The organism is Pseudomonas sp. Leaf434, from assembly GCF_001425545.1.
Taxonomy (GTDB): domain Bacteria; phylum Pseudomonadota; class Gammaproteobacteria; order Pseudomonadales; family Pseudomonadaceae; genus Aquipseudomonas; species Aquipseudomonas siliginis.
This window is the reverse complement of record NZ_LMQZ01000011.1, coordinates 169621-181496: the sequence shown is the minus strand read 5'-3', so window position 1 is coordinate 181496 and position 11876 is coordinate 169621. Positions and strand designations below refer to the sequence as shown.

Here is an 11876-nt window from a genome sequence, read left to right as displayed (position 1 = left end):
TCGGGAGGCAAAAGATCGCAGCCTTCGGCAGCTCCTAAATGGGATTGATGATCGTCCTGTAGGAGCTGCCGAAGGCTGCGATCTTTTGATTTACTCTATTGGTTGCGCAGGCTCTCAAGCAACTTGTGCGTCGGATAACCATCCGCCGGCCAGCCCAGCGCCTGCTGGGCACTGCGAATGGCCTTGCGCGTATTGGCGCCGATAATCCCGTCCGCCGTGCCGGCATCGTAATTACGCGCGCTCAATAGCGTCTGCAGTTCGATGCGTTCGGTGCGGCTCAGCGGCAGATCATCTTTAGGCCAACTGCCATTGATCAGGCCCGCGCCTTCGAAACGCTCGGACAACAGGCTCACCGCCAGCGCATACGACGACGAATTGTTGTACTTGAGAATCGCCCGGAAGTTGTCGAGGATCAGGAACGCCGGGCCGCGATAACCGGCTGGCAGCAGCAGGGCAGCGGACAGTTGTTCGGAGCCGGCTGGCACCTGCGCACCATTGGGCAGGTTCACACCCAGTTGCCGCCATTCGGCGACGCTTTTGCGAATCGCGCCATCGGCCAGGGTGTAGTTGAAGCCGCTCGGCAATTGCACTTCGAAGCCCCACGGCTGGCCACGCTGCCAGCCCGAGCTTTGCAGGTAATGGGCGGTTGAGGCCAGCGCATCGGCCGGGCTGCCCCAGATGTCGCGGCGGCCGTCACCGTCAAAGTCCACGGCGTGGGTGTTGTAGGTGGTCGGAATGAATTGGGTCTGGCCCATCGCGCCGGCCCAGGAACCGAGCATCTTCTCCGGGGTGATATCGCCCTGTTGCAGAATCTGCAGGGCGGCGATCAGTTGCGCGTGAGCAAAGCCCGGACGACGCCCCTCGTAGGCGAGTGTGGCCAGCGAATTGATCACCGACTTGCTGCCCTGGAACTGGCCGAAATTGCTTTCCATGCCCCACACCGACACCAGCGCCTGGCGATCAACGCCATAACGCTGCTCGATGCTTTGCAGAATGTCGGCGTACTGGTTGATCAACGCCTGGCCCTTGCGTACGCGCAGCGGTGACAGTGCGCCGTCGAGGTATTCCCACACCGGCCGAGAAAACTCCGGCTGACTGCGGTCGGCGCGAATCACGCTGGCATCGAAGCTGATATTGGCAAATGCCTGATCGAACAGCTCGGGGCGAATCCCGGCGGCGAGGGCGTCCTTGCGGAAACCCGCCTGCCATTCGGCAAAGGTCTGGGTCGGTTGAATATCGAGCGGGTCGGCGGACGGCACTACCGGCGGAATAATCGCTGGGGCCGTGGTGACCGGGGCGGCTTGAAGCGGTTGTGCATCGGCGGCGGTGGGTTTTTCCGCGCAGGCGACAAGCAGAATGAAGCTGGAGGCAGCGATCAATTGGCGCACGGGCCAACGACGGGAAAGACTTGGGGGCATGCACAGTTCCAGGGGAAACGAATCAGGTGCAGACCTTAACATGAGCGAGGGGTAGTGCGCTTCAGGCAGCCAGAAAGTAAAAAGCCTCCCGGTTGTCAGACCGGAAGGCTTCGCGGCGGTAGCTGCCTTTGCCCTTGGCTGGTCGTTCCTGGCGGCTGCGGAACAATGGCTGGGCGACGATGGATTTGGCCTTGTTGGGGCCATGCTTTGCTGGCTTTTTGCTCATGAGGGCTCTCTCGGCGTGGTGGGTTTTGCGCCGGGAATAATCTGCCGATGTGGCGCATCTGTCCAGTAGCTCATGCGTAGGAATATTCTGGCGCTTTCGCGAGCAGGCTCGCTCCCACATTGGTACGCGGTCAGCTGTGGGAGCGAGCCTGCTCGCGAATGGACGCTACGCGGTCGACTGCCTTATTCGGCAGGCAAAGACAATCGCTGGCCAGCCATCAACAGCGCCAACCGACTCAGGCTCATCCACGGTGAACCCGCCGCCTGGCCCTTGATCTGCGCATCGATGCGCTGCGCTTCGAGCAGCAACTGTGCCCAGCGTTGCGCCGAGTAACGTTGCAGCGCCTTGCTCATCAGCGGCTTGCGCTTGTCCCAGACCGGCGGTTTCGACTGGCTGAAGCATTTGTCCAGTGGCGTGCCCTGGCTGTATTGCAGGGAGATGTTGGCCAGCAGGCGCAACTCCCGCGCCAATGCCCAGAGAATCACTGGCGGCTCGACGCCTTCGCCGCGCAGGCCCTCAAGCATGCGCAACGCGTGCGCCGGTTCGCCGTTGAGCACCGCGTCGGTCAGGCCGAACACGTCAAACCGGGCACTGTCGGCCACGGCGGCCTGCACGGTTTCGACGGTGATCTGCCCACCTTCGGCCATCAACTTGAGCTTTTCGATTTCCTGTGCGGCGGCGAGCAGGTTGCCTTCGACACGCGCGGCAATCAATTCGACGGCGTCCTGACTGGCCGACAGACCTGCCTGGGACAGGCGCTGACGAATCCAGCTCGGCAGTTGATTGGCATCCACCGGCCAGATCTGCACAAACTGGGTCTGTTGGCCTTCGACCAGCGCCTTGCCCCACTTGGTTTTCTGCGCGCTGCCATCGAGCTTCGGCAAGCTGATCAGCAGAACCGTGTCTTCCGCAGGACGCGAGCAGTATTCGATCAGCGCGGCGGCGCCTTTATCGCCAGGCTTACCGGACGGCAGGCGCAGTTCCAACAGGCGTTTTTCGGCGAACAGCGACATGCTTGCGCCGGCCTGCAGCAACGTACCCCAATCGAAATTGGCGTCGGCGGCGAAGACCTGACGTTCGTCGAAACCTTGCTGGCGAGCAGCGGTGCGGATGGCGTCGGCGGCTTCCTGACACAGCAACGGATCATCGCCGCTGATGATGTAGACCGGCGCAAGTGCGCCTTGCAGGTGTTTGCCGAGTTGCGCGGGAGCGAGCTTCATAAGGAAGGGCGAGCGGGGCGCCTGGGCGCCCCGGCCGTCTTACTGCTGCGGGATTTCGAGCGGCGACTGACGCGGTGTTTCCGCCTCAGCCTTCTGCGCCGCTTCCAGCGCATCGGCTTCAGCCTTGGCGCGGTCATTGGCGGTTTGCTGCAATTGCTGCAACTGGCCCGGGGTCAGCTGCGACAGGCGCAGCATCATGCGCTGAACCAGCTCGCGACGGATTTCATGACGGGCGTCGTTGGCTTCCTGATCGGAGCCGACGAGGTTGTTGCCGTCGTGAATGAACACCTTCTGCACTTCGAGCTTGTCGCTGATCAGCGACAGGTCTTTCTCGCCGCGGATGTCATAGCTCAGCACAGTGTTGACCTGATACTCGCCTGTGCGCCCGGCACCGGCATAGCTGAGGATGCGCTGGCTTTCCTGCTCGTCAGCCAGATACAGCTTGTACGGCGCGCCGCTGTAAACCTTGACGCCGCTGGACTCCAGCGTCTGACGCAGCTGTCTTACGGTTTCGCCATAAGCGTTACGCGCGCTCAGGTCGATTTCCTTGATCGACATTTCGTTGGTGCCGGTACCACGCAACTGGAAACCGCAGGCGCTCAGCAGAACGGCGAGGCCCATCACCAGCAGATTGCGTTTGATCATTGTGTTGCTCCCCTTGAAACCAGGTGAGCCGACTCTGCGGCCCGAAAGGTTTTACTGGGTGCCAGGCGAGCCCGGCACCCGATCCAATTTAGCTGGCGACGATGTTGACCAGTTTGCCCGGCACCACGATCACTTTGCGAATGGTCAGGCCATCGACGAAACGCAGCACGTTCTCGTTGATGCGCGCGGCGGCTTCGATCTCTTCGCGAGTGGCACTGGCCGGCATTTCGATCTGCCCGCGCAGCTTGCCGTTGACCTGAATGACCAGGGTCAGGTTGTCCTGCACCAAGGCACTTTCGTCCACGGCCGGCCAGCCTGCATCGATCACCGCATCGGCGTGACCCAACTGCTTCCACAGTTCATGGCTGATGTGCGGGGTGATCGGCGCCAGCAGCAGGGTCACCGCTTCCAGACCTTCGTGCAGCAGCGCGCGGTCCTGTTCGGTGCCTTGGGCGGCTTTTTCCAGCACGTTCATCAGCGTCATTACCTGGGCGATGGCGGTGTTGAATTTGTGGTTCTGGCCGACGTCATGGCTGGCCTGCTTGATCGCCAGGTGAATCGCACGACGCACGGTTTTCTGCTCGTCGCTCAGCGCGGCGATATCCAGTTTGCCCGGCAGGCCTTGGGTAACGTGCGCTTGCGCCAGGCGCCAGACGCGCTTGAGGAAGCGGTGCGAACCTTCAACGCCGGAATCGGACCATTCCGCGCTCATGTCAGGCGGCGAGGCGAACATCATGAACAGACGGCAGGTGTCGGCGCCGAACTGGTCGATCATCGACTGCGGGTCGACGCCGTTGTTCTTCGACTTGGCCATCTTCTCGGTACCGCCGATTTCCACCGGCAGGCCGTCGGATTTCAGCTTGGCGCTGATCACCTTGGCTTTGCTGTCACGCTCCAGTTCCACGTCTGCCGGGTTGAACCAGGTGTAAGCGCCATTGGCTTCGCGACGATAGTAAGTCTCGGCGATCACCATGCCTTGGGTCAGCAGGTTCTTGAACGGCTCATTGGAGCTGACCAGACCTTCGTCACGCATCAGCTTGTGGAAGAAGCGCGCGTAAAGCAGGTGGAGAATGGCGTGTTCGATACCACCGATGTACTGATCCACCGGCAGCCAGTGATCGGCTGCGGATTTTTCTACCAGGCCACCTTCAAAATGCGGCGAGGCGTAACGGGCGTAGTACCACGACGACTCGACGAAGGTGTCCATCGTGTCGGTTTCACGCTTGGCCGGCGCGCCGCATTTCGGGCAGCTGCATTCGTAGAACTCGGGCATGCGCGCCAGCGGCGAACCGGCGCCGTCCGGCACCACGTCTTCCGGCAGAACGACAGGCAGTTGATCTTCCGGCACCGGCACGTCGCCGCACGCGGCGCAATGGATGATCGGGATCGGGCAGCCCCAGTATCGCTGGCGGCTGATGCCCCAGTCGCGCAGGCGGAACTGGGTGCGCGAGGCGCCCAGTTGTTTCTTGATCAGGGCCACTTCCATGGCGTCGAACGCGCCGGCGAAGTCCAGGCCGTCGAACTCGCCGGAGTTGATCAGCGTGCCGTGCTCGCCATAGGCGTCCTGCCACGGCGCCGGGTTGGTGTCACCGGAGCTGGTGCGCACCACCGATTTCACCGGCAGGTTGTATTTGTGAGCGAATTCGAAATCGCGCTCGTCGTGCGCCGGAACCGCCATGACCGCGCCGTCGCCGTAGTGCATCAGCACGTAGTTGGCGACCCATACCGGGAGCTTTTCGCCGGTCAGCGGGTGCTCGACGAACAGGCCGGTCGGCAGGCCTTTCTTTTCCTGGGTGGCGACGTCTGCTTCGGCAACGCTGCCGCCCTTGCATTCAGCGATGAACGCTTGCAGCTCGGGATTGTTCTGCGCGGCCAGGGTGGCCAGCGGGTGCTCGGCAGCGACGGCGACGTAGGTCGCGCCCATCAGGGTGTCCGGACGGGTGGTGAAGACTTTCAGGGTGCCGGCTTCGCCGATCGAATCGACGTTGTACGGGAACTGCACTTCCATGCCACGGGACTTGCCGATCCAGTTGCGCTGCATGGTCTTGACCTGTTCAGGCCAGCCAGTCAGTTCGTCGAGACTTTCCAGCAGCTCGTCGGCGTAAGCGGTGATCTTGAAGTAGTACATCGGGATTTCGCGCTTTTCGATCAGCGCCCCGGAGCGCCAGCCACGGCCGTCGATGACTTGCTCGTTGGCCAGAACGGTCTGGTCGACCGGGTCCCAGTTCACGGTGCCGTTCTTGCGGTAGATCACGCCTTTTTCGAACAGGCGCGTGAACAGCCATTGTTCCCAGCGGTAGTAGTCCGGCTTGCAGGTGGTCACTTCACGGGACCAGTCCACCGCGAGGCCCAGGCTGCGCAGCTGCGACTTCATGTAGGCGATGTTCTCGTAGGTCCACTTGGCGGGCGCTACGTTGTTTTTCATTGCGGCGTTTTCCGCCGGCATGCCGAACGCATCCCAACCCATTGGCTGCAGAACATTCTTGCCCTGCATGCGCTGGTAGCGCGAGATCACATCGCCAATGGTGTAGTTGCGCACGTGGCCCATGTGCAGCTTGCCGCTGGGGTAAGGGAACATCGACAGGCAGTAGTAGGTTTCCTTGCCTGGCTGTTCACTGACTTCAAAGGACTTTTGCTCATCCCAGAACGACTGGGCGGCGGCTTCGATCTCACGTGGCTGATATTGTTCGTGCATGGCTACTTTTGTACTGGATAGGGGTGGCCTAATCCTCTTCGACGGCAGCATCCGGGATGGCCCGGGTGCGCTGGAAGTGGAATGACAGGAAGCGCCGTAGCATACATGACCGCGCTTGGCCGAGGGAAACCCTGATTACAGCTGTTTGCCCGACCTTTTGGACGACGAGGGCCGTTGGTCGCGGCGTGTAGCCGGTTCGTGCAGCGAAGCTAAGCTCTAATTGGGGAGTGAGTCTTATCTTCAATGAGGTGAGGGATGGTGGAGCAACGGAAAAAGAACGTAACGAAACCCGAGTTGTATGAAAGGTTGATCGATCGTCTGGGCATGGCGCTGGACGCCGTGAAAACCGCTGACCGGCTGCGCGACGAGCGCCCCCTGGAACTGGAATTGCGTGGCTTGAGCCCCGCCGAGTTCAAACTGGTCAAGGCCTATCTGGATCGCAGTGAACGTGAAACGCAGGGATGCCTGTCTCAAGCAGTGAAGCAGCTCGATGCAGCACATTCGGCCAAGGTCATCTGGCTCAAGGACAAGGCGCCGCGCAGAGACACCGGCAAGGTGCGCTCTGTGCAGGCCAAGTAAGCGCATGGCAGGTCATGAAACGGATCTTTTGCAACCGGATCCGGCCTACTGGTTGTAACTCGTAATCAACACTCTTAGGCTTCGGGCATCTTTGGAGATGCCCGATGCCCTTTCGCTATTTCATCAAACAACTTTTATTGCCGCCTGGCATTCTTTTGCTGCTGTTGCTGGTCGCCTGGTGGCTGCGCCGCTCGCGGCCACGCCTGGCTGGCGTGTGTTTTGCCGTCGGTTTTGGTGGCCTGCTGCTGATGAGCCTGCCGGTGGTCGTGCAGTGGAGCGCCAAGGCGCTGGAGCGTGAGCCGCCGCTGGCGCGGTCAGAATGGACGACCCTCGCGCAACGTGCCGATGCGATTGTGGTGCTGGGCTCGGGGCGCGAGCGCGGTGATCTGGCCTGGGGCGAAGACCAGCCGACCGGCATCGGACTGGAGCGGCAGCGTTACGCGGCGCGCCTGGCCAAAGCCTCGGGCCTGCCGATTCTGACCAGCGGTGGCCTGCACTACGGCACGCCCCCGACCGAAGCGAAGTTGATGGCAGATTCGTTGCGTGATGATTTCGCCGTGACGGTGCGCTGGCAGGAAGGCGAGAGTCGTACCACATGGGAGAACGCGAAGATGACGGCAGATATCCTCTTGCCGCAGGGGATCAAGCGGGTCGTCGTGGTGACGCAGGCGTGGCACATGCCGCGCGCGGTGTGGAGCTTTGAGCAGGCGGGTTTCGAGGTGGTGCCGGCGCCGGTGGGTTTCCTCGGTACCGATAACGCCCGGCCGTTTGGCGGCTGGTTGCCGGAATTCAAGTCGATCTGGCAGAGCGGGCAATTGCTCAATGAAGCGGTGGGGCAGGTGGGGTATTCGTTGTTTTACCGCTGAAGATCATTGTGGCGAGGGGATTTATCCCCGATGGGGCGCGTAGCGGCCCTTCTCTTACCTTCAGAAGAGGGGACTGCTGCGCACTCCAGCGGGGATAGATCCCCTTGTCACATTTCTCAGAGGGTCTTCGACATCCGGCTGGCCATCAGCGCCCAGCCAAACAGCAGCAGGCACAACGCGATCAACGGCCACGAGCGCCATTGCAGATAAGGCGTCAGATCGTGCATCGGTACCACTTCGCCGTACAGCACGCCTTGTTCGAACTGCGGAATCTGTTCGGTGATCTGCCCAAACGGGTTGATCAGGCCGGTGACGCCATTGTTGGTCGCGCGGATCATCCAGCGTCCGGCTTCCAGCGCGCGCATCTGCGCCATCTGTAAATGCTGCAGCGGGCCGATCGACGTGCCGAACCAGGTGTCGTTGCTGATCGTCAGCAGCAGGTCGCTGCGTGCCGACAGCCCGGCGGCGAATTCCGGATAGACCACCTCGTAGCAGATGAACGGTGCAATCTGGTAACCCTTGGCTTGCAAGAGCGCTTGATCCGACGGGCCGCGGGCGAAGTCCGACATCGGCAGGTCGAAGAACGCGATCAAACCGCGCAACACATCCTGCAACGGCACGTATTCGCCGAACGGCACCAGTTTCTGCTTCAGGTAAGTGCCGTCGCCTTCGCCGACCACGGTGATGCCGTTGAAGAAGCGCCGTTCGTGATGCACGGTCTGGCGGATCGGCACACCGGTGATCAGCGCTGATTTACGCTCGGCGGCGAAGTTGCCCATCATCGTCAGGTAGCCCTCGGCGGACTCCTTCAACACCGGCACGGCGGTTTCCGGCCAGATCAGCAGATCGACCGGTTTGGAGCGGAAGCTCAGATCACGGTACAGCGCCAGTTGCGCGTTGAGCTCGGCCGGGTCCCATTTCATGCTCTGCGCGACGTTGCCCTGAATTGCGGCCACGGTCAGCGGTGCGCCGGACGGGCTGGTCCACGCGTGGCCTTTGAGGGCGATGCCTGCTACCCATGGCCCCGCCAGAAGTACCACACCGGCCGCGATAAAACCCTTGCGGCGCGCCTGCAACAAGCGCGGCGCGTTGTAGATCAGCGCTGCGGTCAGTGCCAGAACAAACGAGACCAGCCACATCCCGCCCACCGGCGCGAGCCCGGCCAGCGGGCCGTCGAGCTGGCTGTAACCGGAATAAAGCCATGGGAAACCGGTGAGGAACCAGCCGCGAAAGGCTTCCTGGCCGACCCACAACGCCGCAAACGCCAAGGCATCCGCCAGCGGTGCTTCGTTACGCCGCAACCAGCGCGCCCACAGCCACGCGGGCAGGGCGAAGAACCAGGCAATCGCCGCGGTGAACAGCAGCATCAGGAACCCGGCGAGCAACACCGAAGCGCCGCCGAAATGATGAATGCTGTAATAGATCCAACTGGTGCCGGCACCGAACAGGCCGAAGCCGAAGTACCAGCCACGGCCGAGCGCCTGACGCGGGCTCAGCTCACGCAAACCGGCATAGAACAGACCAACCGCCAGCAATGCCAGCGGCCAGATGTCGAACGGTGCGAGAGCGAATGTGGTGATTGCACCGGCCGCCACGGCCAGCAGGTTACCGGGCCAGCCGGGGCGGGTTGTCCAGCGCATTTCAGTCCTTAGAATTAACGAGCGATAGGCGTCAGTCGCAGCAAATGAATCCGACGGCTGTCGGCGTTCAGGATGCGGAAACGATAAGCGCCGATTTCAGTGGTTTCGTTGCGTTTTGGCAAGTGCCCGAACGCGCTCATCACCAGGCCGCCGACGGTGTCGAATTCGTCGTCGGAGAACTCGCTGTCGAAGAACTCATTGAAGTTCTCGATCGGCGTCAGCGCCTTGATCAGGAAATCACCGCTGGGCAGCGGCTTGATGTAGCTGTCTTCTTCGACGTCGTGCTCGTCCTCGATGTCGCCGACGATCTGCTCGAGCACGTCTTCGATGGTCACCAGACCGGCCACGCCGCCGTATTCGTCGATGACGATGGCCATGTGGTTGTGGTTGGCGCGGAATTCACGCAGCAACACGTTCAGACGCTTGGACTCCGGCACGAAGGTGGCCGGGCGCAGCAGGTCCTTGATGTTGAAGCTGTCGCCGTTCTCCTTGAGGATCAGCGGCAGCAGATCCTTGGCCAGCAGTACGCCCATCACGTCGTCATGGCTTTCGCCGATGACCGGATAGCGCGAGTGGGCCGAGTCGACTACGGCGGGGAGGAATTCGCGGGGTGTCTGGGTCGCCTTGATGCTGACCATCTGCGAGCGCGGCACCATGATGTCGCGCACTTGCAGGTCAGCCACCTGGATGGCGCCTTCGACGATGGCCAGCGCTTCGCTGTCCAGCAGTTTGTTCTGATGTGCATCACGCAGCAGCTCGAGGAGCTCCTGACGGTTCTTCGGCTCGTGGGCAAAAGCCTGGGTCAGCTTACCCAGCCATGACTTCTGCCCGTTGCTCGATCGATCTTCGCTCATAGCGATTACTCTGAATCCTTTGTTGTAACGATGGGGGAGTGTTCGGTTTCGTCGTCCGCGTACGGATCGGGATAGCCCAGTTCAGCAAGCAACTCGCGTTCCAGCGCTTCCATTTCTTCGGCTTCGTCGTCATCTATATGGTCGTAACCCAGCAGATGCAAGCAGCCGTGAATGACCAGATGTGCCCAGTGGGCCTTTAGTTCCTTGCCCTGCTCGGCGGCTTCGCGTTCGACCACGGCCACGCAGATCACCAGATCGCCGAGCAGCGGGATATCGAGAAACTCGTCAGGCACTTCCGCCGGGAACGACAACACATTGGTCGCGTAGTCCTTGTGGCGCCAGGTGTGATTGAGCTCGCGGCCTTCTTCCTCGTCGACCAGACGAATGGTCATTTCCGAATCAGCGCTGCGCTGGCGCAGGGCCAGTTCGCACCACTGGCGGAACTCGGCTTCACTCGGCGCGCTGGCCTCGGTGGCGATTTGCAGATCCAGCTCAAGCATCGCGCGAGGCTTCCTTCGCGGCTTCGGCACGGGTTTCGAAGCGCTCGTAGGCCTCGACAATCCGCTGCACCAACGGGTGCCGCACGACGTCCTTGGGCTGGAAGTGGGTGAAGCTGATGCCCGGCACGTCTTTGAGCACTTCGATCACATGGTGCAGCCCGGACTTGGTGCCGCGCGGCAGGTCGACCTGGGTGATGTCACCGGTGATCACGGCGGTGGAGCCGAAGCCGATGCGCGTGAGGAACATCTTCATCTGCTCGACGGTGGTGTTCTGGCTTTCGTCGAGAATGATGAAGCTGTTGTTCAGCGTACGACCGCGCATGTAGGCCAGCGGCGCGACTTCGATCACCTGTTTCTCGATCAGCTTGGCGACGTATTCGAAACCGAGCATTTCATACAGCGCGTCATACAGCGGGCGCAGGTACGGGTCGATCTTCTGCGACAGGTCGCCGGGCAGGAAGCCGAGCTTTTCTCCCGCTTCGACTGCCGGACGCACCAGCAGGATGCGGCGGATCTGCTCGCGCTCCAGCGCATCCACCGCGCAGGCCACGGCCAGATAGGTCTTGCCGGTACCGGCCGGGCCGATGCCGAAGTTGATGTCGTTGCCGAGGATTTCCTTCACGTAGCGCTGCTGATTCAAGCCGCGCGGGCGAATCATGCCTTTCTTGGTGCGCAGGGCGACGGTCGCTTCGGCAGGTGCCGGGTTGTCGATATCTGCTGATTCCTGAATGAACAGGTGCACCAGGTCTGGCGACAGCTCGGTACCCTTGGTTTCCCGGTACAGGCGGCGCAGCAGGTTTTCCGCGGACGTGGTGAGTTTTGGATCGCCAATCAACTCGAACTGGTTTCCGCGATTGCGGATCTCGATGGCCAGGCGCTGTTCGATCAAGCGCAAATGCTCGTCGAATTGCCCGCACAGATTGGCGAAGCGGCGAGCCTCAAAAGGCTCGAGGAGAAAACGATGTGGTTCGATGGGTGCGTTCAAGGTCGTATTTAGCCGCCCTGGGGCAATTAGGATGAAATCAAGGATAACGCCAGTGGCCTGGGTGCGAAAGCTCTTAAATATCGACGCTGCTTTCGAACCCATTCTCTGTGGCTGGCGGGGTCATTTGGTGGTGAGGGGATTTATCCCCGATGGGGCGCGAAGCGGCCCTGAAACCATTATCAGAGGTGTATCAGATCACCCGGAGTGCAGGTTTTGGGTCGGCTGCGCCAACCATCGGGGATAAATCC

The 11876-nt window shown here is 61.5% G+C and carries 11 protein-coding genes; 2 read left to right on the top strand and 9 right to left on the bottom strand.

Annotated features, from left to right (window positions below; all coding sequences use genetic code 11):
- Positions 1–95: 95 nt before the first annotated feature.
- From ASG55_RS22940 to leuS, 5 genes are all read right to left on the bottom strand, one after another.
- Entirely contained in the window at positions 96–1418 is a 1323-nt protein-coding gene (locus ASG55_RS22940; protein WP_056790645.1) for a lytic murein transglycosylase, read from the bottom strand.
- Positions 1419–1479: 61 nt separating this feature from the next.
- Positions 1480–1644, bottom strand: a complete 165-nt coding sequence (gene arfA / locus ASG55_RS22935) for an alternative ribosome rescue factor ArfA (protein ID WP_016773035.1) — start codon at positions 1642–1644, stop codon at positions 1480–1482.
- A gap of 182 nt (positions 1645–1826) precedes the next feature.
- Positions 1827–2864, bottom strand: coding sequence for a DNA polymerase III subunit delta (holA, locus tag ASG55_RS22930; RefSeq protein ID WP_041477726.1), 1038 nt, complete (start codon positions 2862–2864; stop codon positions 1827–1829).
- Positions 2865–2903: 39 nt separating this feature from the next.
- Entirely contained in the window at positions 2904–3509 is a 606-nt protein-coding gene (locus ASG55_RS22925; protein ID WP_056790643.1) for an LPS-assembly lipoprotein LptE, read from the bottom strand.
- Positions 3510–3597: 88 nt separating this feature from the next.
- On the bottom strand, positions 3598–6204 hold the full coding sequence (gene leuS / locus ASG55_RS22920; RefSeq protein ID WP_041477728.1) for a leucine--tRNA ligase: 2607 nt from the start codon (positions 6202–6204) through the stop codon (positions 3598–3600).
- 255 nt (positions 6205–6459) lie between these two features.
- On the opposite strand from leuS, the gene ASG55_RS22915 reads away from it, so the two are divergent.
- Both ASG55_RS22915 and ASG55_RS22910 read left to right on the top strand, forming a co-directional pair.
- Positions 6460–6783 (top strand): hypothetical protein, encoded by a 324-nt coding sequence (locus ASG55_RS22915; protein ID WP_024014441.1) that lies wholly within the window; start codon positions 6460–6462, stop codon positions 6781–6783.
- A 104-nt stretch (positions 6784–6887) separates the two neighbouring features.
- On the top strand, positions 6888–7649 hold the full coding sequence (locus ASG55_RS22910; protein ID WP_056790640.1) for a YdcF family protein: 762 nt from the start codon (positions 6888–6890) through the stop codon (positions 7647–7649).
- A 116-nt stretch (positions 7650–7765) separates the two neighbouring features.
- Here ASG55_RS22910 and lnt read toward each other — a convergent pair whose 3' ends face one another.
- The 4 genes from lnt to ASG55_RS22890 are packed head-to-tail and all read right to left on the bottom strand — an operon-like array spanning position 7766 to position 11628.
- Entirely contained in the window at positions 7766–9289 is a 1524-nt protein-coding gene (gene lnt / locus ASG55_RS22905) for an apolipoprotein N-acyltransferase (RefSeq protein ID WP_056790637.1), read from the bottom strand.
- 14 nt (positions 9290–9303) lie between these two features.
- On the bottom strand, positions 9304–10143 hold the full coding sequence (locus ASG55_RS22900) for an HlyC/CorC family transporter (protein WP_024014438.1): 840 nt from the start codon (positions 10141–10143) through the stop codon (positions 9304–9306).
- Positions 10144–10148: 5 nt separating this feature from the next.
- Positions 10149–10643 carry an rRNA maturation RNase YbeY gene (gene ybeY / locus ASG55_RS22895; protein ID WP_016773042.1) on the bottom strand — a complete coding sequence of 165 codons (495 nt, stop codon included), beginning with the start codon at positions 10641–10643 and terminating at the stop codon, positions 10149–10151.
- A complete protein-coding gene (locus tag ASG55_RS22890) occupies positions 10636–11628 on the bottom strand; it encodes a PhoH family protein (protein WP_016773043.1) in 993 nt (330 codons plus the stop codon). Before ASG55_RS22890 ends, ybeY begins: the two co-directional genes overlap by 8 nt.
- Positions 11629–11876 lie beyond the last annotated feature (248 nt).

Bases quoted from the DNA above. Each gene is read 5' to 3' on its own strand.
- ybeY (WP_016773042.1), bottom strand. From the start codon at position 10,643: ATGCTTGAGCTGGATCTGCAAATCGCCACCGAGGCCAGCGCGCCGAGT.
- leuS (WP_041477728.1), bottom strand. From the start codon at position 6,204: ATGCACGAACAATATCAGCCACGTGAGATCGAAGCCGCCGCCCAGTCG.
- arfA (WP_016773035.1), bottom strand. From the start codon at position 1,644: ATGAGCAAAAAGCCAGCAAAGCATGGCCCCAACAAGGCCAAATCCATC.
- ASG55_RS22940 (WP_056790645.1), bottom strand. From the start codon at position 1,418: ATGCCCCCAAGTCTTTCCCGTCGTTGGCCCGTGCGCCAATTGATCGCT.
- ASG55_RS22900 (WP_024014438.1), bottom strand. From the start codon at position 10,143: ATGAGCGAAGATCGATCGAGCAACGGGCAGAAGTCATGGCTGGGTAAG.
- ASG55_RS22925 (WP_056790643.1), bottom strand. From the start codon at position 3,509: ATGATCAAACGCAATCTGCTGGTGATGGGCCTCGCCGTTCTGCTGAGC.
- ASG55_RS22915 (WP_024014441.1), top strand. From the start codon at position 6,460: ATGGTGGAGCAACGGAAAAAGAACGTAACGAAACCCGAGTTGTATGAA.
- holA (WP_041477726.1), bottom strand. From the start codon at position 2,864: ATGAAGCTCGCTCCCGCGCAACTCGGCAAACACCTGCAAGGCGCACTT.
- ASG55_RS22910 (WP_056790640.1), top strand. From the start codon at position 6,888: ATGCCCTTTCGCTATTTCATCAAACAACTTTTATTGCCGCCTGGCATT.
- lnt (WP_056790637.1), bottom strand. From the start codon at position 9,289: ATGCGCTGGACAACCCGCCCCGGCTGGCCCGGTAACCTGCTGGCCGTG.